The sequence below is a fragment of the Bradyrhizobium sp. CCGUVB14 genome (genome assembly GCF_024199935.1).
Lineage (GTDB): Bacteria > Pseudomonadota > Alphaproteobacteria > Rhizobiales > Xanthobacteraceae > Bradyrhizobium.
In genome coordinates this window covers 1,653,836-1,675,466 of the sequence record NZ_JANADS010000001.1, presented here as the reverse complement: position 1 = coordinate 1,675,466, position 21,631 = coordinate 1,653,836, and the positions used below count along the sequence as shown (strand labels likewise).

Here is a 21,631-nt window from a genome sequence, read left to right as displayed (position 1 = left end):
TCTGGCGCCCCGTCAACGAGGTCACTGGTTGCGCCGCCGCGGACCGACGGCGGCCAAAATTATTCGCCGCTGCAAGACGCCTCGAACGAGCAGGCGGACTCTACATCTTCGTAAGCTTGCCGACCCCCGCAGATGACGTTGCGTGCTTGACGAGCATCGTCCTCCCATCCAGAGGCGATGGAACCACGAACATAGCCAGAAACAATCGCTCGGTTCGGACAAGAGCCTTTCGGAGCAGCCGCGCTTTTTCAAATTCCAATACCGTCCCCCCATCTGGAGGCATGCGCGCTCGATATAAGCCAAGCTATGAGCGCTCATAGGGGGCTTGAATCGGACGGGGCGTCAGATTGTACGATCCGAAACAAGTACAGTACGTATCCAGCCGGCTCTTGGCGGTCTCCGGCCCTCGCACATTCAAGACAGATAGAATGTCTCAAATGCCCCAAGCTCGCCTGCCTCTCATCCCTCAAGCTTCTTGGCCACGGCACCCAAGCCCCTGCTGCCGGCGCAGCCAATGCGACCTTGACGCCGTGTCAGCTCTGCCCCACTTGCAGCCCGAACCGGACGAGCTGTCCGCCGGCGCGCCAACTGGCTTGAAGTTGCGTCTCAATCAAAGTCCGATATCTGACCTTCGTGCCCGTTGGCCTGAATCGGTGGAACGTCGGCAGCTCAGCCGCCTAAGTGGCACGCATCACAACGAAGGATACGAAATGCGCTCGCCAATGGTTCGGCGCCCGACGGGTTCACCGCCGCCAGCGTATGGACGTGACTGAATGTTGGGTCTGGCGAGGTTTCGGCGCCCATCGAGGGGGTGTCCTTTGCAGCGAGAGAGATTGGCTCGAAGCGATAAAGGCCGAGCAAGTGAGCGGCCTTGTAAACCTGACGACAGGTCGTCCACGCGGCGATCGAGACTTTGATTTAGCAGGAGCTAACCGCTCACGGGCTCGAGTGGCCGAATGGTGGATCCGCAGGTCCCGCACGGAAACTCTACCAGCGCGAGAGGGCTTGCCAAATGGAGAGCGCAACGATGTAAATCGCCGAAATCACCGCTCATCAGCAATCAAACCTGCTGCCGTGAGGCAGCGCCCCTCGGTCATCAAGGCATCGACACGATGAGGAGATTTAGATCCAGCCTCCGGAACATTATTACCGATCCGGAATATGAATGCATTTCATCCAAACAATCGATTTCACCATCACGTGTTCTCGCAATCATATTGCCCCCCTGATGTCGCTGACAATTGCCAAAATTGTCGCGGCGATGAACGAGGGTTCTGCCAAGTCTGTCGATGCGTTTGATTGATTGCGGTCGATGCCTCTGCGGCAAGGCCAGACTGGAGGTCCACCGGGATGCATGCGAGCCAGATGAGGCTGTCGAAAATGCGAGTCGAGCTGACATTGGATCCGATCAAGTGCGCGATTGGTCAGTACCGTTCTTCTTCGTCTATTCCGGCTGCAAACGCTTACGCGAAAGCCGGACTGCTCAACTTCGCTCGAAGTCATGTTTGAACATGACGCGCTGAGTGTTTTGGCATGACTTGGTAAGAGGTGATGACATGCGAACGCTACTGGTTGATCATGAGACGGACCCAGCGCGCGTTGTGCACCAGGCGCTCTCGGACTGCGGTTTTGCCGTTGACGTAACGTGCACGCTCGATGAGGCCGCCGCCGCCTTTGATTGTGCCCGCTATGACATCCTTCTGCTTGAGTTGCTTCTACCGGATGGAGACGGCTTGGAGTGGCTGAAGCAGCTGAGGCGCGACGGGTATTCGATGCCTGCCGTAATGATGAGCAGCCTTAACGAGCTCGGCAGGCGGATCGCGATCTTCAATGGCGGTGCGGACGACTTCCTGCCCAAGCCCGTGTCTACTGATGAACTCATCGCACGAATGCGCGCCACTCTGCGCCGATCAACGCAGATGACGGCCCCTGTCGTTACTTTTGGCAATCTAAGATTCGATCCGATCGGTCGGCAGGCCTCCGTTAATGGTCGGCCGCTGAAGATCGCGCGCCGCGAAGTATGCATTCTTGAGCATCTGCTCAGCCGCGCAGGCCGCACCGTGTTGCGCGCGTCATTGGAGGATGGCCTCTATGCGTTTGACAACGAGGTTTCGACGAATGCGCTTGAGGTCGGAATCTATCGTTTACGCGGCCATTTGAGTAAGTCCGGCGCAACGCTACGGATCAAAACCGCGCGCGGGATCGGCTACGTCCTTGAATTAAAAGGCGCGGCGTCGGCCGCCTAGTCAATCGAACTTGAAAGAAAAGACTGTCTTGAACATCATTTTTGATAAACATGCGGGCGTCAGTCGAGTCTCGATCGCTGTGAGCGCACTTTTATCCATCTTTCTTCCTTGTCTTTCGCATCTTTTGTGCGTGGTCGTTCTGCTATCCCCGCTCGCTGCCGCGGCTCAGATCAAGCGAACTGATGGAGGGGGGCCGCCGCGTACGGCTCCCGACGGCACAAGCGGGACACTGACCCTTTCCTCTTCGCTCGGCAAGACAATTCATCTGCCCGCGCCAGCTGCGAGCATCTTTGTCGCCGATCCTACGATCGCGGACTATCAGGCGCCGTCGAACAATACCATCTTCGTTTTTGGCAAAAAGTCGGGACGGACCAGCTTGTTCGCACTGAACGAGGGTGGGGAGGCTCTCGTTGAGCTGCGTGTTGTCGTCACGCAGCCGATCGAGGATCTGCGCGCCACGCTGAAAGCGCAGGTCGGCGACTATCCGATCCAGGTCAGTTATACCCCGCGCGGCGCCATCCTTAGCGGTACGGCTCCCAATGCGGAGATCGTCGATAGCGCAGTGAAAGTGACTGAGCAATTTCTCGGCATCGGTGCGCTCGTCGTCAACAAGATCCAGGTCGCTGGGTCATTGCAGGTCAATCTGAGCGTGCGCGTGGCGGAGGTCTCCCGGAGCGCCATGAAGGAGCTCGGCGTCAACCTCTCCGCTTCCGGTCAAGCTGGCCCTTTCACGCTCGGCTTGGTCAGTGGCAGTGGCGGCGGTAACGGCGCGGCGCAGGGCGGCGGTACGGCTAGGATCGGAGTCAACACTGGCAATGTCAACGTCAGCGCTGTACTCGATGCAATGGCCCACGAGCACCTCGCTTCCGTACTCGCTGAACCGAACCTCACCGCAATGTCCGGCGAATCCGCCAGCTTCCTGGCCGGCGGCGAATTTCCCATTCCGGTCTTGCAGGATAATCGGCAGGTCTCCGTCGAGTTTCGTCACTTCGGCGTCAGCCTGGAGTTCGTGCCGACCGTTCTCAGTAACAATCAGATCAACGTCCGCGTGAAGCCCGAGGTCAGCGAACTATCGACACAAGGCGCGGTCACCATCAACGGCATCTCCGTGCCGGCTCTCGCCACTCGGCGTGCCAACACGGTCGTCGAGCTCGCCAGTGGCCAAAGCTTTGCAATCGGCGGGCTCATTCGGCGCAACTTCAGCACTGATATTACGACTTTCCCTTGGCTCGGCGACGTGCCGATTCTTGGTGCGCTGTTTCGCTCATCCTCATTCCAACAGGAGGAGACGGAACTCGTGATTATCGTCACGCCCTACGTCGTGCGGCCACGATCGAACACGAGGCCGATGAGTGCCCCCACCGACCGCATCGCACCGCCCTCGGACCTCGCGCGCAGTCTGACGAACACGATGGCAACTCGCCCGCCTGGGCGCGGTGCTCCCCCGACCAGCGTACCAAGCACGACACGGGGTGGCGGCCACGTCATCGAATGAGGATCGACCAATGACATTTCGAATCGTGCCCACCCTGATCGCTCTGACGGCCAGCCTAGGTGGCTGCACAAGCACCGCGCCGATCTCCCCCGAGCCGATTTCGCAGGCGATCACGGTTCAACAGGAGAAGAACGTCTTGCTGTTACAGAGCCTTCGAGGGACTGAGCGGCAACGCCTGCGGTATTTCATAGCCAATACCAGTCGCGGTCGGCGTGACGCGCTCCATCTCGATATCACCGGCTCACCTCGGCTCGGAGCGCAGATTGCCAGTGAGGCCCGCGCAATGGGCGTCGACCCTTACAATATCCGCTTTTACGGCCCATCCGTCGACCGGCGCGATGGCTCTGGCGCGCGAATCGAGGCGATTACGTATGAGGCACACCCTCCGGTCTGTCCGTCAATGTCGATCGTTGGCCCTTCAGTGAACGACAATTCTTTCGACCCGACGCTTGGCTGTTCGATCCGCAACAATCTGGCCGGGATGGTCAACGATCCGCACGACTTGCTCGACAATCAGGCCGTTGTGCCGAGTGATGGTAATCGTGCGGCCATTCCCGTTGCCACATACAAAAGCTTCGCGACAGGCAATAGCGGCAACCTGGGCGCAGCTAACAACAAGGTTTCATCAGATTCCACCTCAAGCGGAACCCAGGCCGCCCAGCCGTCTCGGTAGCGATCAACGCCCTACCCGTCATGCGACGTCCTTCCCAACACAAGCTAGACTTGGCCGGTGGCAAGGAGTGCTTTTGCGACAGGTTCAAAATACTGCATAGGAATGGGGCTACCAAGCTTGGCGCTGCGGATAAGCTCGCGGACCAGGCCGTGGTCATCGACAATACTGAGACGAAGGGCTCGCGCCTCATCCGAGATCCGTGATGCCGCTTCGCCCTCGCCGCGGCAAACCAGGACCGGCACGCCGGTTTCGCCACGGACGTAGCGCAGCCCGACCAGCATCTTTGGCCCAGTCAAGATCAATGTTGCGCGATGCAAGCCGAGCGGGGGCTCATTCGCCTGCTCCCGCCGGAGACGATGGTGTTCCCGTTTCAACTCCGGATTACCTTGCTGCTCCTTGTACTCGCGCTTCATTTCGCTCTCAGTCATGCGCATGTTGCGCAAAAATAGCCAGCGCTGCAGGAGGAGATCGATCAATCCGACGATCAGGAACGCGCCGCAGGCAATTTCGATCAACAGTTTCACCTCTATGAAGAGGAAGTCGAAGCAGCCCATGCCGCAAACCGGCAGATAGACCAGTGTCTTCCACCCGCCGACAACGACAAGGAAAAAGATCGCGCCGAGACAGACGAGCTTGAACAAGCTCTTGCCAAGTTCGACGAGGGAACGCAAAGACGCGATGCGCTTCAACCCCTTGATGGGATCAATGTTCTCGAATTTCGGGGTCATCGGCTCCGTGGAGAACACTGGTCCACCATTGGCCAGGACTGCCGTCAGCATTGCGCAGATGACAACACTCCCAAGGAGCGGACCAACAACTCGGAAGGCAAGTTCGGGCAAGACGCCGAGCGCCAGATCGACCGCAATATTGAACGGCTCACTCAGCAGCTTGTCGGTCAGCATGAGCGCTTCACGGCACTTGCCCTGGATGGAACCCGCTTCCACCCAGAGATAGCCAAGACCGGCGCAAGCGCTGACGGCTTTGACGAGATCAGCACTGTGCGGAACCGTTCCTTTCTTGCGCGCATCTTTTAGCTTCTTGTCGCTGGCGGCGTGCGTTTTCTCTTCGCTCGTGTCGCTCATTTCAGTTGCCTTTCAAGCTGCTCCAGCTCGCGGCCCGACTGCGTGATTTCCGATTGCATGTATTCGATGAGATAGACCGCGTAAGTGACCATGATGATCGCAAAGCCGATATTCTTGATCGTCAAAGTCAGATCCTTCGGGTTCAATTGCGGCGCAAAGCGCTCGAGCAAGAGCGCAGATATGTCGACCAGCAACAAAAACGCCACCACAGGCCCAGAGACCAGGAGGGTGGTACTTATGATGCTATCGAGTACGCCCCACAACTCCATTGTCCTCTGCATGCTCAGCGTGGGTCCGAACTGATAAACCGGCCAAATCAGGTAGCTGCCGTAAAGCCCGCTGATCATGGTTTGCAGCCCCCCCGATACAACGAAGATCGTGATCGCGGTGATACCGATAAACAGACCGGTCGCTGAAGCCTGGCTGCGCGTCGCGGGATCGGCGGGCGTGACCACGCTGCTGATGCCTCGTTGCGTATCGATAATTTCGCCGACGGCCTGAAGACTCCAGAGTGGAATGCTGAGCAGGGCACCGATCATCAGTCCGACGCACGCCTCCTTAAGACCGAGGAGTGTGATTTTGAGCAGACGCGTGTCCGGGTCCAGCGCCTTCAGGCCATCGGCGACTTGCGCCAAATATGGTAGTTCGATCGCAACCGCCAGGCAGCCGCGGATCAGCCGGCCGATCTGCGGACGCGTAAATACGGGAAGCACCAGCATAATGCCCGCGGGGCGAGCCGCACCAAGGCCGGCAGCAACGACAAGTTCAATAGCCGCCTGGATCAGATTTGGAGTCTCGGCGATTGACAAACCATACATGGCGACGGCTGCTAGTAGCCCGTTGTGAGCGCGGGAAAATCGGTGAATATCTGCTTGGTTTGCTCGATAAGCGGGGCGCTCAGGACCGGCGCAAACAGAGCGATAATCCCAACAATGACCAGAAGCTTCACTGTGAGTGGCAATGTCTGGTCCTGGATCTGCGTTGCCGCCTGGATGATGCCGACGACGGTTTCGGCGACCGCCGCCGCAATGAGTGGCGGCAGAACCCAGATCATGAAAAGGACCAGCGATCGGCTCATATGAGTGAGAATAGTGGTCTCATCCATGCTCAACCTCCAGGCGTTGTATAGCTCAGCACGAGTCCGTGCATGAGACGCGACCAGCCATCAATGGCCACGAATAGAAAGAGCTTGAATGGAACAGATATCACTGTCGGAGACACCATTGACATGCCCAAGGCCATCAGAATCGTCGTTACGATCAGATCGATCGTGATAAAGGGAAGATAGAGTAGGAATCCGATTTCGAAGGCGCGCTTGAGTTCTGAGATTAGAAAAGATGGCACAAGAATAGCAAAATCATCGGCCGTGGCTCTGCCGCGCATCTCCTCTGGCCAGACACGTTCGGTCGAGGACAGGAAAAAGTCTCGCTGTTCTTCATTGGTGAACTTCTTGAGATAGCCGCGCAGCGGTTCCTGCCCCTCCTTCGCAGCGGTTACAAAATCCTCAAGCGTCTGATAGCGCAGCTGCAGATCGGCGATCTTATTGTAGCTCTGCTCGAAGATGGGGGCGCTCGTGAAGGCGGTGAGGATCAATGCGGCGCCGTATAGAACGATGTTCGGAGGTATTGATTGGGTCCCTAGTGCATTGCGAACGAGGAAGAGAACGACAGATACCTTTATGAACGCTGTGGTCGTGACGACCGCGAAGACCAGGAGGCCGAGCCCGGCCGTAATCGCAAGAAGCGCCACGATTGCTGGTTGAATGTCAGTCATTGCCCGCTAACCCGCCACGCAGTCTGACGCCGAGCTCGTCCCCAATACGTACTATGTCGCCGCATCCGATGCGCACCCCGTTCGCAAAGATATCGACCGGGCCATCGACCGGCCGGCCAAGTTCGAACACATGTCCTTCGCCGATGCTTCTCAGTGCTCCCAGCGTGATCGGCCAGCGGCCGCATTCGAAGACAAGTGAGATCTCGATATCCTCGAGATCGGCTTCCGAGGGCGGCTGCAATTGACCGGGTTGTGTCGTCATAGGCGCATACTCCAGGGGTCGCGGTCGCGAATGAAATGGTCCGCACAGGATCAGGCGGTTGCCGGCCACATCTGCCGCGGTCCATAGCCGACCCGCAGTGAGGATAATCTGGCCATGAGCGAATGGCATGACCTCTGGCAACAACGCATCACCTGCACTTGTCTTGCGAAGAAGCGAGGCTGAAGCGCGGAGCGCGCCGACCTCTCCTGCAACGATGATGGGTAGCTCTGCGGAAAGCTTGCGCATCTCTGGCGGCAACTTGGCGAGCAGCTCGCCTAAGGCGCGGAACGCCTGCGGTATAGGTCCATCAAGAGGCGAGAAAAGAAAAAGACGACCTTTACCCTTGACCGGGCCGTAGACGATGTCGAATTCGATATAAGGCCCTTTTGTCTCGGCATTTCCGACACGGAGAAGTTGCAGTTTCTGCTGTGTCTCAGTCTCCAGACGAGCGAGTAACGGTTCGAGTGCAAGTTCGAGAACGAGCGAACGACTTGGCTCGGACAATTGAGCCAGGCTACTGCCATTCTGAACTGTCGAGATCAACGCCTCGGCAAGCGCATACGGTACCGACAAGACAATCGCATCACCTCCGACGCCCCAAACGCACTCGAGCGTCGAGCTAGCCGAAGGCTCCTGCTGCCACACAAGTCGCCCCACGCGCACCGATAGCGGCTTATCGCCAAGGTTACTGCGCAACGACGTGCGGGGCCCGGCTATTCTATTGAGCCATGAGACGAGAGTATGGGTCAGAACCTGGGACGGCTCATACTTGGCGTACTCGTCCGCACGACTTGCAGGAGCTGGGTCTACAGGACAGCACCTTTGCAGCCCATCAGGACTAGCTGTTGTCATCAGATTGAACTCTCCGCCACTGCCGTGAGCAAGCCGCTCCCATAGCGAAGCAAGACTTCATCATCGGCCTCTAGCTCGGCCGTCGCTTCCGAATGGGTATCGGCCGCACGCCGGACGTCGGTCTCGATTTGTCGCCATTTGTGAGTCGCGGCGGAACGTTTGGCCCAGTGCGCCCGCTTCTCCGATGCCGCTGTCTCGGCCTGCTTTTGAGCGATGCGCGCCTCTTCAAGCGCCTGGCGTTTCGACGTGATCTCACTTGCGAGCCGCTCAAGGGTGAGCTCGCAACGATCCAGTTCGGCGACGGACAAGGTACCGAGCGATGTCAACTGTTGGTAAACCTCGGCCTCCGCCTGTGTGTGATGCTGTTCGGCAATTGCAAGTTCCTGCCATGCGTGTTCCGCGGCCAAGGTCGCGATATGACGTTTGGCTTCCATATTGGACAACTCACTGCGCGCACTGCGCTCACGCATATCCTTCACGTGGCGCAATCTCGAAGCGTGAATGCAACTCATGCGGTCAGACGGCACATCCATGTAACGGTTTCCTCAAAAGTGGACGCATCGTTTTCACCCTGGCGCAAAAACTCGCGCAAATCGTCGATCGAGGCGATAGCTCGGTCCGTCAGCAAATCGCTGCCTTGCTTGTATTCGCCAACCTTGATCAAGAATTCCGCCTCTGCATGGCGGGAGAGCAGATCACGGAACACGGATGCGGCCCGGCGATGCGGCGCAGACACGACGGTATCCATGACGCGGCTGCGGCTCGACAGCACATCGATGGCGGGGAAATGCCCCCGTGCCGCGAGAGATCGTGAGAGAACGATATGACCATCGAGAATGCCGCGCGTTTCCTCGGCGATTGGATCGCCGGCGCCGTCACCTTCTACAAGCACGGTATAGAAGGCCGTAATCGAACCGTGTTCGCCCATGCCAGCGCGTTCCAGCAAACCTGGCAGCATGGCAAAGACAGAGGGAGGAAAGCCCCGGCGGGTCGGCGGCTCACCAGCAGCCAGACCGATTTCACGCATGGCGCGGCTAAATCGCGTCAATGAATCCATCATCAGAACGACGCGCAGGCGTTGCTCGCGAAAATATTCGGCGAGCGCGGTTGCCGTATAAGCACACTGCGCCCGCTCCATCGCTGAGCGATCGGAGGTCTCAACGACGACGACCGTGCGGCGAAGCGCCGCCTCCCCAAGATGTCGCTCGATGAATTCACGCACTTCGCGTCCACGCTCGCCTATCAGCGCGACCACGCTGACGTCGGCGGCCGCGCCTTTTACGATCTGCGACAATAACGTCGACTTACCGCCACCGGGCTCTCCATAAATGCCGATCCGCTGGCCCTCGCCGCAGGTCAGAAGACCATCCATGACGCGAACGCCGAGTGGCAGGGGGCGCGCGATGATGCGTCTCGTCATCGGATTTGGCGCTTTGCCGCGCAGGGGGCGAGTTTCCGTGGCTTTGACTGCGCCCTTGCCATCGAGCGGACGGCCGAAGCTGTCGATCACCCGGCCAAGCAAATCGGGGCCGACAGGCACTTCGTGCATCCGTCCGGTGGCAACGACTTCCGCGCGGCTGGACATGCCTTGCAGGTCACCGATGGGCGTCAGCAACACGCCATCGTGCAACAGACCGATCACCTCGGCCTCAAGAGAGGATCCGGTGCGCGGATCCTTTAGGAGACAAAGCTCTCCAATACGAGCATCCGGCAAGACCGCATGGATTAGCGTGCCGATCGCTCGCGTGATCCGTCCGCGTACGGCACGCGTGTCCACCTGCCCTGCTGTAGATCGCAGACGCGCCAGCGCCGCGTGCAGAGTCTCCTCTCCATCAGGGCCGGCATGATTTCTTCCGGGCGCCGTCACTGTTCGCCTACCTCATGACCTAACCCAAGGCCCAAACGCAGGGCGCGGAGCTGCGCGTCGAGTCCGAGATTAATATTGCCAAATTCGCTCCACAGTACGCATTCGTGCGGAAGCAGCGCCGGATCCGGAACAATTCGGACCGCCGGGCGGCCTTCCTGGCCGTCGCAGGCAGCAAATTCGCGCGTAAGCGCATCTGCATCCATGGGGGACACACGAAGAGAAAGTTCCGCCCCACCATATTTTTGCAAGATCGTGTGACGAACCGTCCTCACCAGCATCTCGCCGGGGTCGAACGCGCCCAATAGGTCGGTTACGATGTCCATCACGAGCGCTGACAATTCCTGCTCCAGAACGGCCTTTCGTCGTGCCAGTTCCGAAGCAGCCTGAGCGATCAGTTGTGCCATTTCCTCGGTGCCGGCCTTCACCCCCTCGGCATGACCGCGCGCTCGCTCCTTCTGATAAGCTCCGCGCGCCCAGGTGCGAACCCGCGCTAGATGGCGCTCTGCTGCGGCACACGCCTCGACGGCGTTCTGCCAGATCTTAAGATCGCTTGCCGCCACCAGTGGCCCAAGCGGGCGGATGTGCGGAGTGTTGGGCGGCGCGGAGTCGTCGGCCGTCATCCCGCTGGGGCCTCCGTCGTCAATTGCGCCAACACCAGGGAAAACAATCGGCCTGCGACATCGCGGTGCTCTGTGGCAGGATTGTCAGCAGCCGTTCCGACAGCTAGGCGTAGAAGCACGCGGCGGCGATCAAGCGCTGACACTTCATCGAGCCAAGCGCCGAGACAGGCATGTCCATCGTCCTCAATCTCTTGCGCAAGTTGTTCGGGATCGGCAATAACTCTGGTTGAAACCGCATGCGCTGCATGTCGGATTCCGAAAGCCTGCACCTCGCTCCCGACGCGCCCGATCAGAATAGTGACATCGTGCTTTGCGATCAGCCTTGTCAGCGAACGGGCATGCCAAATACCGCCAGCGAGCCGAGCAGCCCTGCCCGGATCGCGTCCGAATAGAAGGTCTGGCCCGAAGCCACTTCCGTTCAAGTCCATTTCATTGTCGAGCAGCAACCCTGGCAATCTTATTTGCAGCCTGGGACTCTTCTGCAGCCGTAGCAACGTCGCAGCCGAGAGGTTCGCGTCAAGACGTGCGGCAAGGCGGGTCGGATGAATCGAGGCGGCAAGCTCACGAACACCTACAGAGGGCAATTTGAGCGGACGATGCCGCTCGGAGGATGAATTCGGTCTCGCCATATCGGAAAACCACACTACGCCGCATTAGGGTTGATCGCTTTGTGCACGGCCTCGATGGCGGACATCCCCGAACGCCCCGGGACCGTGCCCGCTTTGTGAGATGATTGCCTGCGCTGACGCATACGAGCGCTGAGCAAGACGCAGGATAGTACGCCGAATACAGAGCCACCGAGAGCCATGCCGACCGCAAGCAATGGGGTTGAAATCAATCCTGATGCTTGGCCGAAACCGGCTGCAGGCACCGGTCGCGGTTCCAGTGCAGGCCGTTCGACCGACACGAAAACCACAGCCACCTTGTCATAGGACAAGCCCTCGATGCTGTTGGCGACGAGCATCTTGATCTGCGGCAGCAGAATTGAGAGATTTGCCCTGGAGTCATGCCGGATGAAAACCGACGCCGAAGATGGGGTGGTGTCACGTCGGAGCAGGTCATTCTTCGGCAGAACAACATGGACGCGCGCTGACAGGACACCATCGATATCGCTGATCGTGCGCGACAATTCCTCGCTCAGCGCATAGACGTAACGGGCGCGCTCTTCGGTCGGCGAAGCAATCAGACCCGCCGCGTTGAACACTTCGCCCAGACTCTTAAAAGCATGGCGCGGCAACCCTTCTCCATTCAGCAGATCGATTGAGGAGGCAATCTGATTCTGCTCGACCTGGATCGTGCTGGTCCCGTCCTTGGCAGCAACGCGGACCGCATCGATCCCGCTCTTGAGGAGGACCGCAAGCATCTCGTTCGCCTCACGCTCTTGAACTTTGGTGTAGAGATCGGCTTTGCAACCGATGAGGAGAAGCAGGAGCGGCAACAGGGCCACAACGCGAAATCGCTTGCTGGATGGACGAGCCTGGCCGCTTTGGCGACAACAGAATGAACCAATCATTCGCCCCACTCAGCCGGCCGACATCAGCTTGTTCAGGGACGAACCGAGACTGCCGATGCCATTTGAAATCAGCGTAACCTGAATGACGCCGTCAGAAACATCCTTCAGGTTCGTCATCATCGCCTCGAAATCAACTGGGCCATGGGGAGCGACCGGCTCACGTGTTTCTGCCGCGCCCGGTTTCAGCAACAGGGGCTCCGACACCGGCCCAGGCTCCACACCCTTTGGAACTGCGTTGACCCGATACATTGACGAAAGATTCTGGAGGATGCGATCGCCGAGCGGGCTCGCCTGTGTTGCTGCACGTGATACCTCGGATGTCGGCGGAACTGGCGCCACTTCTGTCACTGGAGGCCCTGCCACTGGAGGCACAGCGTCTTGAACTGAAGCCGCCTGCAAGAGACTCTGTTGAAACTGGGCCTGCTCGTCGACCGCTGTTGCCGAACATGTCTTGGACAACCCTTCGGTTAGAGTGTGAGACATCGGCGCAGCGCCTAACATCATCATGGAAAGACCTCGCTCTCTTCGAGATGTGATGCGACCAGTCGCTCAAGCCCATAGCGGTTCAATGTCCTAGAGAGGTCAGCTGACGGCAAGCTGACGAGTTCGCCCGTTCATGGTCATCTAAAGATCACGTTTCGCGTTCACGTTTACGCAACGTTACTCCTGTCTAAGTCAGAGAGAGCCGTGAATGCTCATTCGATTCATAATCCGATACGTTTTGAACGGAGTCCTCTGTTTCAGTGTTTTCGCTTCCACCGGAATACAGATGGCGTCCGGCGCTTCCCTGTCGCTGCCCTCGACCGCTTATCGCTATACTGTTCTGGATCAGGAGCTTTCCGCCGCGCTGCAGGAATTCGGCGACAACCTCAATATCAGAGTCACCATCAGCGCCGAGGTGAAGGGACGGATTCGCGGGCACATGCCGGATCTGCCACCGCGCGAGTTTCTCGATCATCTGACGCAGCTCTACAATCTTCAATGGTATTACGATGGGCTCGTGCTCTACGTGTCTACCGCGAAGGAAGCGCAAACTCGTCTGCTTCTTCTAACTTCAATCAGTTTCGACGCTCTCAAGGCGACCTTGGATACGCTCAACATTTCTGACGAGCGCTACATCTTGAGGCCAGCACCGGGAAATGGCCTCGTCCTCGCGTCCGGGCCGCCGCGCTTCATCGCACTGGTGGAGCAGACGCTCAAAGGGCTTGTGGCGGAAGCGCAGGCGCGACCACGCTCCGCCCAGATGCCGTCGCGGGACTCTGTGCTGCTGCTATATCGCGGGTCCTCAGCGACGGTTGTTCGAGATGGGCGAGCTGAAAGCCCCTCTTCTTCAGATACCTCGCACCAGGACGGCGCCTTGCCCGCATACACGGCGGGCCAAAGATGATACTGAGGCGCTGTTGGCGAATTCCTGCCAGCGGCCCCCAATGAGCCCGTTACGCGGGGTTGTGCAGGGAGCTTTGACCGATCGTCCCGGTCAAACGCCGTTGAAGGATGGCAAGACGTTGCGTCTCGTAAATCGGCGCTAGACACACGAGAATTGCCGCTGCGCCACCTTGTCTTGCAGTCTCGGGATGGCCGATCACCGTTCGGCACCAGCCGCCCAGGCTGAAGTTCCGTTGCACCGGCGGCGCGATGCTCCGGCCGGATTTGGTCCAAGCCAAGAGGTTGTCAGGATCGGCCTTGCAAGTTCGCCGGGACGTTCGTCACCTCATGCCGTCCGCGCCGGCCGACCCGTTGCGCCCTTTGGATGACAAGCCTTGCGGCAACCACTGACAATCCATGAGGTGATGCAATGAGATTGAAGGCGGCTCACTAAACGATCGTTCGACGGTAATCAGCCTTATGTGTTCACGCGGGCGACATCATTGTGGTGCCCGTCGTCAACAAAGCCAACTGCAGCGAACGGGCTCTGTCTTCTTGATTAGCAGGACGAGAATGGAGCAACGCGTTATCGCCGTCGAGCCGAAGCTGATGTTCCAGGATATCGCCCGCATTATCGACGAGCGGATGAACGATCGGAAGATCTACAGCGGACGTGACTTCGTTTCGTCCAGGGAACGATTTCCGCCACTGACGCGCTAGGTGAACATCTACGCAAGGATGGTGCCTCGCACAGACTTGGCGAACCTCGCACGGACTGGCGAAAAAGACTTGGCGAAAAAGACTTGCGTGTGCAGTGCGGTCGCGTACTATTGCAGCGCGGTAGCGTCTCGCTGCCGCTGCCCTCCTTGGGCGTTTCCTCCCTAGACTTGGGCCGCTTGTCAATCAAGCGGCCCTTTTTTCTTGCCCATCAGCTCGGGCGTTGAGCTCGCGTGTGCCAGATTCAGCATTCGCGTTTGATGCGGAACGATATGGACCGCGATCTTGAATGCCATGTTGCCTGAGTTTGGCATGCTCTGCGAGCGCCTCCAGTAGCTTGTCGGGCATGGAGCTTTTGGATCCCGTAAAGATCCGTTCCAGTACCGATTGACACGCTACTCGTCAGGCACACAGGAATTGGCGCCCACCAGCAGCACGAAGGGCGGATCGAACTCCTTGCCCAAGCCACTTCGAAATCATCCGGCGGGAGGGATCGAGGCAGGTTTTCAATCTGCTCGCTGAGCGCGCATCCAGCTGAGGTAACACAATGCGCGGTCGCGGTGCGACGTGCTTCTGCATCGCGTTCCCGACCGCGCCTCGTATGCCCGCAAGATTCTCAAATCGCCATCATTCTTCACGTATCTGGGTCGACGGCACATCGTTCGACTGGGGGCAGCCGAAGGAAGCTTGATCCGATTTTGTAAAGTTCCTGGTCCGGTTTGCCGGACTGGCGATGTTCCGCTGGGACCGGTGTTGGCGACCTTGTTCAATCGGCTGGTGGGCGGCTTGACTGTACTCCGCTGCAGACGTTGAGGCGCCCGACCCGGACATTATCATGAGGCGCTGCGCGACCTCGGAAAGGACCATGACCCCAGCGAAGACATCAGCACCAGCTCCGGCGATCCAATGCCTGGCCGGCAAAGCGTGTATCAGCCGTGCCCACGCCATCTCCGCGACCCCCGTCCAGCTCCGATGACGCGAGCGCTACCACCGTATGCCGTGGGTGAGTTCAGAAAATGTAAGCTTTGACAACAAACTGCAATTAAAGGGCCGACACGCCGGTCTTAGACGTCGTAAGCCGCAGGCTGAGACCGTTAGTCGGCGTAGCTTACAATATGAGCACAGATCACCTCGCCCCACGAATCTTCACTTCGAGGTCACGGTCATATTGTCGAAGTTGAAGTTCATTCCGCCTGGCGATGAGGTGATCTCGACGCCGTATTGGACGCTACCGACGTTTATGTCGCCGAAGTAACCCTTCGACTTGATCCACTCGAGGATGCCTTTGATATCCACTGTCCCGCTGTTGCTCTTGGAAATGGGCACGAGCGAGATGACGTTGTGACCATTATTCCCTTCAAACACGTTCCAGGTCGTCCCTCCTAGAGCGACATTGCGATAGACCGGCATCGACGCCCCGGAAGGGGTGTATTTATACGATATGGGCTTAACGTTCCCGCTACCGTCCGAGTTTCCGGTGTAGTTTGTCCAGATCATGATCTCTTGCTGGTTTGAGCTGTCCCAAATATCATAGGCAGTGTCCCAAGCACCGCTTTTAGGAACGTCCTGATTGAAGGTCGAACTCAAAGTGTTGATTGCACTGAGCGGCTTTCCGATATGGACAGCCTCGTGCGGATAGCTCTTGATGCCGCCTGTTTCAGGCTGGTTCGACCACACGCTCCATCGGTTCGCTTCATGCACCGAAATGGTCTGAGGCCCCGCACCACTGCCCCACACGTCGTTGTTCCAGGTATAGCCATCACTTGAATGGTTCCCGTATGGATCGCTCGACCTCCAAATCAGGGCCTGTGCCGGCAGGGCGGTAGCCGATGACCTGACATTATTCACAGCCTGGCTAAAAAGATCATGTTCCTCCTGTGAGTAAGCGTACCCCATTGGGCATTCTGGCGAGCGGGCACTGTTTATCCGATTGAAATCCATAGTGCTCTCTTCCTCTTTCTGCCAGCGGGGTATCCTGGAATGGCTGAGCAGTTCAGTCTTAGGTGGCCTCATCTGAAGGCAGGTTCGAATGCTACGAAGCTTGGCTTTCGAGAAGCTGACCCGTGCAAGAACAAAGATGGACCGGCTGCTCAGTTTGTCATTTCGGATGACAGCAGGGGGTGCGAGGTGTCCGGGAATCTGAGGGTCGTGCGACGAGCGCGCTCTTCGCGCTCCGAACAAGCACCGCCCCTACTTGATCTCGCTTGCACTTGAGGCAACCGCGGCGATTACGCAGCTGACATACGCTGTCGTAGACCGAAGGTATGCGGGGTCGCCTTTTGAAATGGACCCCGGATTTGGACCCGCGGCTTAGGCGGTGCGGATGCCATTCCGTATTGATAAAGGGAGCGGATCATGAAGAAGACGAGACAGAAGATCGATGCGGCGCTGAAGGTGAAGACCGCCTTGGCGCGCTGCGTGAACAATCAAGGGTGACGGATCTAGCGCAGCGCTACGAGGTCCATGTGAACCAGATCTATGTGTGGAAGCTGCAGCTTCAGGATCAAGCGGTTCAGGCGTTCGACGCGGGCGCTGGTCGGGATGGCGAGGCGGCTCGCGAACTGGAGGTCGAGAAGCTCCCCGCCAAGATCGGACAATTGACGGTCGAGTGGGATTTCTTATCCAGGAGGTCCGGAAGACGATCGCGCCGGATCGCCGAGGATTGCTTCACCGCGATCATGAAAATCTATCGATCCGCCGGTAATGCCAACTGCTGAGCGTTGCGCAATCGAGCGTACATCGGCCGCCGCGGCCGGCCAATGACAACGACGTTGAGCTGATGCGACGGATCGACCAGCTGTTCACGTCCTGGCCCTTCCTAGGTTCGCGGCGGATGACGGCGATGCTCAATGGCGAAGGCCGCCGCATCAATCGCAAACGCGTGCAGCGGTTGATGCGCAAGATGGGCATCGCGGCGCTGGGGCCGAAGCCCAGAACCACAAAGCCGGGCTTGGAACGCATTGAGAAAGGAGGGATTTGACGCGCCGGCTTCCTGCTGTGGGGAAGCAGCAGCCCGAGCGGAGGTGACCTGCTCTCAACTGGCAGGGTGACGTAGCCCGCATGTAAAGGGGACTAAGGCGAAACTGTTACGCCGATTTCTCGATCGGTCAGGATTCGGCTCAGCGGGATGGCCTGCGCATCGAAGAACGGCAGCACGCGGTCATTCAGCAGCTCTGCCGCCGTGATCGGCGCCTTGCAGTCATACGGCTTGGCAAACGCCACCTTGCTATGAGTGTCGATGAAGGTCTGCTGATAGATCCGCCCCACCCCTTTCATATTGCCGACATAGAAGGTGTCCTGCGCGCCGCAATAGCCGGCGCACTCGCTCTCGAACTCGCCATGCGCCTCCCTCTCGGACTTGGCCTTCGCCAGCGCGACGAGCTGGGCCTCGGTCAGCACCAGGCCATCCTGGGCCTTCGTGGCCTCCAGCGTCGTCAGCCGTTTCTTGACGTTGGCAAGGTCGTGACGCGGCCACACCGCCCGCCCCCCGAACGGTGAGGCCGATAGGCCGCGACGGCGGAGCTCGTTGCTGACCCGCACCTGCCCCCAAAGCCGGGTGTTCGATCGCCAAGTCCACGACCGCGACCTCGATCTCGGGCGCTACACGGTTTTTAGGAGCGGCTTCATGCGGCTGATCTCGATCAGCGCCAGCTTGCCGCCCTTGTCGTACAGCTCCTCGAACCGGTATTAGCTGTCGCGGTCGTAGCCCATCATCCGGCAGGCTTGGCTGACATTGCTCAGCTGCTTGGCCAGCTCCAGCATGCCAACCTTCGCGCGAATGACCTTCTGCTCTTGTGTCATGGGACGTCTCCTGTGAGACGATGCGGGCTGTGCGGGAGCGCCCATTTGGGTGAGCGCCCCTGCTCGCCCGCAGCTTCGTTCCCTGCCAGTTTCGAACCATGTCGTAAAATCAAGCCGAAACTTCTACATAACAGGCAACTGACCGGCCGAGCTATGCACGCCAACCGGAACCGCCGGTATCGCGCAACAGCGAGGCTGTGACGGACCACGGTCCTCTCGTGACCAAATCACAATTACGTTTGGCCACACTCAACACTGCTTCGAGCAATCCGCCTCGCGGTCAACGCACCTCGCCTCCGCCCCCCTGTCATCGTTGTTCGCAATCGGCCTCGGCGCTTGTGCGCCTGTTGGCCCCGCCGCGTCGCCATGTTGGTCGCCCCCGGCGGCGACTTGGCCCCAGCTTGACGGCAGCCCACTCGGCTCGCCCGGGGCCGGTCGCCAATGCCCGCTACGCGCCTTACCGAGACTGCGCCATTATGCGCGATTCCTCGCAGCCGTTAACAGGCCCTCGCAGCGACACGCGGCCCAATACCTATGCGCTCGCCGCGCACTCTTCCGTTCGCTTTTCAGCGCGTCGCGCAAAGCTCCTGGTCTGGATTCTGGTCGACCGCGCACTCAATACGTTCTCGCATAGCTTGATCGATATCTTTTGCGCCAAGCAATTTTGGCGGCGGCGTCTCCTGCACCTGAAGAGCTGGTCTATCCCAGCTAGCGCAACCGCCGAGTCCTAGAATACCGAGGAGAGCTGAGAATGAGAGCAGAAAAACTGAACCCAAGCGCCACCGGATTGCTTTCTGACGTGAATTCATTCGGCCCTTCTTATATTGACTGCTGCGCCTGTGAATCGGCTGCAACGAGCATGTTGCTAAGTTCCTCCGACGGAGCCTTGTCCTTCGCAGCCGCGAGTGTGATGGATCCAACCGGCTGAATTGTGAAGTCCGAGGCAAGGTCTTGATAGGATAGAACAGCAAGATCGATCCCATTGCGGGTAAGAAAACCGCGGACAAACCGCCTTATATCCATCGAGGCAAGGATAACGGGCTGGATCTGACCTCGGACTGCGTTCGAATGGATCTGACGCATTTTTGACAGCAGCGCCTCGCTTTGCCAGTCCGTCAATACCAGGTAGGGCCCTTTGGGAGTGTCACGCACCGCGCTGCGAACAATATCCTCGGTTTGACGCTCGATGATGAAGACCGGCACGACACGGTGTGCGTTGGCATAGCGGTGGCAGATCTGCCGTCTCAGGCCGGAGCGAACATATTCCGTGAGCAAGACGACGTTTTGTTCACGTCCGCTCCATTCGGCCAATGCTTCCAAGACCAGCCGCGTGTTCCGGATCGGAATACCCTCTTCCAGGAGGCGCCGTAAGACGTCGGCGACCTTTGGGATTGGCGTCGTACGTAGTACCTCCTTCACCAAATCGGAATATTCCGTCTCCATCCGGGCCAGCAATTGGCGCGTCTCTTGGATACCCACCAAGCACTGTGCATAACGGGTCAACGCCGAATGGACGCGCAAGGCCAGGATTTCAATGGGACGGTGATGGCCGATGCCGGCTGCTTTGAGAGCCGGTGCGTTGCTCTGTTCAATCCAAATTTGGTTCGTCTCCGGGTCATGCCGAAACGGGATGCCGCTCAATTCAATGTTGGCCGGATCGTCGTGGAGTGCGAGCTGCGTTGGATCAATCAAACCTTGATCGACCGGGACGCCCTCGACATCCACCCTGAACTGCAACTCCGGCGAGCGCTCGTCGACCTCAACGGGGATGCGCGGAATCGTGATGCCAAGATCAGCTGAGACAAGTCCCGAAACGCGCGCAATGTGCTGTTGCAATTCGTCCTTGTCGATCGCCCGTGTCAGACTGGGCGCAAGGAACACCGCGACCGGAAGTGCCCCCGCGGGCACAGTTTGCTTGTCGGACTGTTCGGAAGCCGGACGAGAGACATCGGCGTTTTTCTTGGCGCTTTGGATGAAGCCGTCGGCAAAGCTCGCTGCCGCAAAGACTGCGGCCAACAGAAGAAAGACAGGGAGCGGGAAACCCGGAATGGCCCCCATTGCAACCAGGACGCAGGAAGATAGCCGCAATGCGTGCGGATTGGCCGTGAGCTGATTTACGATGTCCGTACCAAGATTGAGCCTTGCAACTCCATTGACACGAGTGATGATCGTCCCGGCAGTAATCGAAAGCAACAGCGAGGGAATCTGTGAAATGAGCGCATCACCTATCGTCAGCAGAGTATATTGATGCAGCGCCGCCTCGAAAGACATGCCCTTGGAGAGCAGGCCGATGGTGATCCCGCCCAGCATGTTGATGCAGATGACCACCAAGCCTGCGATGGCATCGCCCTTCACGAACTTCATGGCGCCATCCATAGCCCCATAAAGCTGACTTTCTTTCTCCAATGTAGCGCGCCGGCTGCGGGCTTCGTTTTGATCGATATGGCCGTTGCGCAGCTCCGCATCGATCCCCATCTGCTTGCCGGGCAGAGCATCGAGCGTGAAGCGCGCCGCCACCTCCGCCACGCGTTCGGCGCCCTTGGCGACGACGATGAACTGCACCATGGTCACGACTAAAAATATGACAATGCCGACGACGATGTTTCCCGATATGACGAAATCACCGAACGTGTGAATGATGCTGCCGGCATCCCCCTCGGCCAAGATTAGCCGCGTCGTCGAGATGGTAAGCGCCAGACGGAACACCGTGGAAATCAGGATGACGCTCGGCAAGGACGAAAAATCAAGCGGCGTGCTGATATAGAGAGCAACCATCAGCAGCAATATGGCGAAGCCCAGATTGAAGCCGATCAGCGTATCGATCGCCACTATCGGGATCGGCATGATCATCATGCTGACCGTCAGAAGCAGCGCCAACGCAACCATCAAATCGGAGCTGGCCGACGCGCGCGCAATGATGTGACGCATGACGCTAGCCATGGGGACCTTCCGATCGTTGGTTGATAGGGCCGGTGTTGTCACGCAACGAAACATAGGTTTGGAAAACCGCGCGCGCCTCGTCCATGAGGCCGGCCCGCCGCAGCGCTTGGCTACGCAACAGCATCAAAGAGATGCGCGAAGACGATCCATCATCAAGTGCGTCTAGTTTATCCAGGATCGGCAGTGCTTCATCGCCAAGGCCTTCCGAGATGAGGGCGTAGGCGAGAATCCGCAGCAGATCGACATCTTGAGTGTCGTCGCGGACGATGAGCCGCAAGAGAGCCAAGCATTCTGCACTTTGCCCACACGCAAGATGCAGATAGGAAAGTGCACAGAGCAAATCGCGCTCCTGTCCGGAACTCAGCGAGACGTTATCGGAATTGGAAACATCTGTCGTCCGTTGCGCTCCATCGGAGTTGGACATT

General features: G+C 58.6%; 22 protein-coding genes and 1 pseudogene. 8 read left to right on the top strand and 15 right to left on the bottom strand.

Going from position 1 to position 21,631, the window contains the following annotated elements; translation table 11 throughout:
• Nucleotides 1-1,165 precede the first annotated feature (1,165 nt).
• From NLM32_RS07835 to NLM32_RS07820, 4 genes are all read left to right on the top strand, one after another.
• The gene (locus NLM32_RS07835) at nt 1,166-1,303 is read left to right on the top strand and encodes a hypothetical protein (protein ID WP_254128598.1); all 138 of its coding nucleotides are present in this window, start codon (nt 1,166-1,168) and stop codon (nt 1,301-1,303) included.
• 253 nt (nt 1,304-1,556) lie between these two features.
• Complete coding sequence (locus tag NLM32_RS07830) at nt 1,557-2,246, top strand: response regulator transcription factor (RefSeq protein WP_254128597.1); 690 nt, start codon at nt 1,557-1,559, stop codon at nt 2,244-2,246.
• Nucleotides 2,247-2,274: 28 nt separating this feature from the next.
• Complete coding sequence (locus NLM32_RS07825; protein WP_256568222.1) at nt 2,275-3,741, top strand: type II and III secretion system protein family protein; 1,467 nt, start codon at nt 2,275-2,277, stop codon at nt 3,739-3,741.
• Nucleotides 3,742-3,751: 10 nt separating this feature from the next.
• Nucleotides 3,752-4,414, top strand: a complete 663-nt coding sequence (locus NLM32_RS07820) for a CpaD family pilus assembly lipoprotein (protein ID WP_254128596.1) — start codon at nt 3,752-3,754, stop codon at nt 4,412-4,414.
• 44 nt (nt 4,415-4,458) lie between these two features.
• Here NLM32_RS07820 and NLM32_RS07815 read toward each other — a convergent pair whose 3' ends face one another.
• The 11 genes from NLM32_RS07815 to NLM32_RS07765 all read right to left on the bottom strand — a co-directional run bounded on the left by NLM32_RS07815 (nt 4,459) and on the right by NLM32_RS07765 (nt 12,866).
• On the bottom strand, nt 4,459-5,496 hold the full coding sequence (locus NLM32_RS07815; protein WP_254128595.1) for an EscU/YscU/HrcU family type III secretion system export apparatus switch protein: 1,038 nt from the start codon (nt 5,494-5,496) through the stop codon (nt 4,459-4,461).
• On the bottom strand, nt 5,493-6,314 hold the full coding sequence (gene sctT, locus NLM32_RS07810; protein ID WP_254128594.1) for a type III secretion system export apparatus subunit SctT: 822 nt from the start codon (nt 6,312-6,314) through the stop codon (nt 5,493-5,495). The genes NLM32_RS07815 and sctT overlap by 4 nt, the downstream gene beginning before the upstream one ends.
• An 11-nt stretch (nt 6,315-6,325) precedes the next feature.
• Nucleotides 6,326-6,601, bottom strand: coding sequence for an EscS/YscS/HrcS family type III secretion system export apparatus protein (locus NLM32_RS07805; protein ID WP_254128593.1), 276 nt, complete (start codon nt 6,599-6,601; stop codon nt 6,326-6,328).
• Nucleotides 6,602-6,603: 2 nt separating this feature from the next.
• Complete coding sequence (gene sctR / locus NLM32_RS07800) at nt 6,604-7,269, bottom strand: type III secretion system export apparatus subunit SctR (protein WP_254128592.1); 666 nt, start codon at nt 7,267-7,269, stop codon at nt 6,604-6,606.
• Nucleotides 7,262-8,104, bottom strand: coding sequence for a type III secretion system cytoplasmic ring protein SctQ (gene sctQ, locus NLM32_RS07795; protein WP_309143676.1), 843 nt, complete (start codon nt 8,102-8,104; stop codon nt 7,262-7,264). The genes sctR and sctQ overlap by 8 nt, the downstream gene beginning before the upstream one ends.
• Before the next feature lie 278 nt (nt 8,105-8,382).
• Nucleotides 8,383-8,916 (bottom strand): hypothetical protein, encoded by a 534-nt coding sequence (locus tag NLM32_RS07790; RefSeq protein WP_254128590.1) that lies wholly within the window; start codon nt 8,914-8,916, stop codon nt 8,383-8,385.
• A complete protein-coding gene (gene sctN, locus NLM32_RS07785) occupies nt 8,892-10,202 on the bottom strand; it encodes a type III secretion system ATPase SctN (protein ID WP_254135246.1) in 1,311 nt (436 codons plus the stop codon). The genes NLM32_RS07790 and sctN overlap by 25 nt, the downstream gene beginning before the upstream one ends.
• Nucleotides 10,203-10,246: 44 nt before the next feature.
• Nucleotides 10,247-10,870, bottom strand: coding sequence for a type III secretion system stator protein SctL (sctL, locus tag NLM32_RS07780; protein WP_254128589.1), 624 nt, complete (start codon nt 10,868-10,870; stop codon nt 10,247-10,249).
• Nucleotides 10,867-11,499: a nodulation protein NolU gene (locus NLM32_RS07775; protein WP_254128588.1), complete on the bottom strand. Its 633-nt coding sequence runs from the start codon at nt 11,497-11,499 to the stop codon at nt 10,867-10,869. Before NLM32_RS07775 ends, sctL begins: the two co-directional genes overlap by 4 nt.
• Before the next feature lie 14 nt (nt 11,500-11,513).
• Complete coding sequence (gene sctJ / locus NLM32_RS07770; protein WP_254128587.1) at nt 11,514-12,383, bottom strand: type III secretion system inner membrane ring lipoprotein SctJ; 870 nt, start codon at nt 12,381-12,383, stop codon at nt 11,514-11,516.
• Between the two features lie 9 nt (nt 12,384-12,392).
• Entirely contained in the window at nt 12,393-12,866 is a 474-nt protein-coding gene (locus tag NLM32_RS07765) for a nodulation protein NolB (RefSeq protein ID WP_254135245.1), read from the bottom strand.
• Between the two features lie 286 nt (nt 12,867-13,152).
• Between NLM32_RS07765 and NLM32_RS07760 the strand changes: the two genes are divergently transcribed.
• Entirely contained in the window at nt 13,153-13,770 is a 618-nt protein-coding gene (locus NLM32_RS07760) for a secretin N-terminal domain-containing protein (RefSeq protein WP_254128586.1), read from the top strand.
• A gap of 551 nt (nt 13,771-14,321) precedes the next feature.
• Nucleotides 14,322-14,468 (top strand): hypothetical protein, encoded by a 147-nt coding sequence (locus NLM32_RS07755; protein WP_254128585.1) that lies wholly within the window; start codon nt 14,322-14,324, stop codon nt 14,466-14,468.
• 1,143 nt (nt 14,469-15,611) lie between these two features.
• On the opposite strand, the gene NLM32_RS07750 is transcribed toward NLM32_RS07755, so the two are convergent.
• Nucleotides 15,612-16,406 (bottom strand): glycosyl hydrolase, encoded by a 795-nt coding sequence (locus NLM32_RS07750; protein ID WP_254128584.1) that lies wholly within the window; start codon nt 16,404-16,406, stop codon nt 15,612-15,614.
• A 395-nt stretch (nt 16,407-16,801) separates the two neighbouring features.
• Here NLM32_RS07750 and NLM32_RS07745 point away from each other — a divergent pair, with 395 nt between their 5' ends.
• Both NLM32_RS07745 and NLM32_RS07740 read left to right on the top strand, forming a co-directional pair.
• Nucleotides 16,802-17,182, top strand: coding sequence for a hypothetical protein (locus tag NLM32_RS07745; protein ID WP_254128583.1), 381 nt, complete (start codon nt 16,802-16,804; stop codon nt 17,180-17,182).
• A 62-nt stretch (nt 17,183-17,244) separates the two neighbouring features.
• Nucleotides 17,245-17,445 carry an IS3 family transposase gene (locus NLM32_RS07740; RefSeq protein WP_254128582.1) on the top strand — a complete coding sequence of 67 codons (201 nt, stop codon included), beginning with the start codon at nt 17,245-17,247 and terminating at the stop codon, nt 17,443-17,445.
• A gap of 119 nt (nt 17,446-17,564) precedes the next feature.
• Here the strand turns inward: NLM32_RS07740 and NLM32_RS07735 are convergent.
• The 3 genes and pseudogenes from NLM32_RS07735 to NLM32_RS07725 form a co-directional block, all read right to left on the bottom strand.
• Nucleotides 17,565-18,137 (bottom strand): annotated as a pseudogene (locus NLM32_RS07735) (IS481 family transposase); the annotation flags it as partial.
• A 948-nt stretch (nt 18,138-19,085) separates the two neighbouring features.
• A complete protein-coding gene (sctV, locus tag NLM32_RS07730) occupies nt 19,086-21,206 on the bottom strand; it encodes a type III secretion system export apparatus subunit SctV (protein WP_254128581.1) in 2,121 nt (706 codons plus the stop codon).
• Complete coding sequence (locus NLM32_RS07725) at nt 21,199-21,630, bottom strand: M48 family metallopeptidase (protein ID WP_254128580.1); 432 nt, start codon at nt 21,628-21,630, stop codon at nt 21,199-21,201. The genes sctV and NLM32_RS07725 overlap by 8 nt, the downstream gene beginning before the upstream one ends.
• Nucleotide 21,631: the final 1 nt, after the last annotated feature.

Bases quoted from the DNA above. Each gene is read 5' to 3' on its own strand.
- NLM32_RS07740 (WP_254128582.1), top strand. From the start codon at position 17,245: ATGCGACGGATCGACCAGCTGTTCACGTCCTGGCCCTTCCTAGGTTCG.
- sctR (WP_254128592.1), bottom strand. From the start codon at position 7,269: ATGACTGACATTCAACCAGCAATCGTGGCGCTTCTTGCGATTACGGCC.
- sctJ (WP_254128587.1), bottom strand. From the start codon at position 12,383: ATGATTGGTTCATTCTGTTGTCGCCAAAGCGGCCAGGCTCGTCCATCC.
- NLM32_RS07725 (WP_254128580.1), bottom strand. From the start codon at position 21,630: ATGTCCAACTCCGATGGAGCGCAACGGACGACAGATGTTTCCAATTCC.
- sctV (WP_254128581.1), bottom strand. From the start codon at position 21,206: ATGGCTAGCGTCATGCGTCACATCATTGCGCGCGCGTCGGCCAGCTCC.
- NLM32_RS07805 (WP_254128593.1), bottom strand. From the start codon at position 6,601: ATGGATGAGACCACTATTCTCACTCATATGAGCCGATCGCTGGTCCTT.
- NLM32_RS07835 (WP_254128598.1), top strand. From the start codon at position 1,166: ATGCATTTCATCCAAACAATCGATTTCACCATCACGTGTTCTCGCAAT.
- NLM32_RS07775 (WP_254128588.1), bottom strand. From the start codon at position 11,499: ATGGCGAGACCGAATTCATCCTCCGAGCGGCATCGTCCGCTCAAATTG.
- NLM32_RS07815 (WP_254128595.1), bottom strand. From the start codon at position 5,496: ATGAGCGACACGAGCGAAGAGAAAACGCACGCCGCCAGCGACAAGAAG.
- sctL (WP_254128589.1), bottom strand. From the start codon at position 10,870: ATGACGGCCGACGACTCCGCGCCGCCCAACACTCCGCACATCCGCCCG.
- NLM32_RS07790 (WP_254128590.1), bottom strand. From the start codon at position 8,916: ATGGATGTGCCGTCTGACCGCATGAGTTGCATTCACGCTTCGAGATTG.
- sctT (WP_254128594.1), bottom strand. From the start codon at position 6,314: ATGTATGGTTTGTCAATCGCCGAGACTCCAAATCTGATCCAGGCGGCT.
- NLM32_RS07755 (WP_254128585.1), top strand. From the start codon at position 14,322: ATGGAGCAACGCGTTATCGCCGTCGAGCCGAAGCTGATGTTCCAGGAT.
- NLM32_RS07765 (WP_254135245.1), bottom strand. From the start codon at position 12,866: ATGTCTCACACTCTAACCGAAGGGTTGTCCAAGACATGTTCGGCAACA.
- NLM32_RS07760 (WP_254128586.1), top strand. From the start codon at position 13,153: ATGGCGTCCGGCGCTTCCCTGTCGCTGCCCTCGACCGCTTATCGCTAT.
- NLM32_RS07820 (WP_254128596.1), top strand. From the start codon at position 3,752: ATGACATTTCGAATCGTGCCCACCCTGATCGCTCTGACGGCCAGCCTA.
- NLM32_RS07750 (WP_254128584.1), bottom strand. From the start codon at position 16,406: ATGGATTTCAATCGGATAAACAGTGCCCGCTCGCCAGAATGCCCAATG.
- NLM32_RS07830 (WP_254128597.1), top strand. From the start codon at position 1,557: ATGCGAACGCTACTGGTTGATCATGAGACGGACCCAGCGCGCGTTGTG.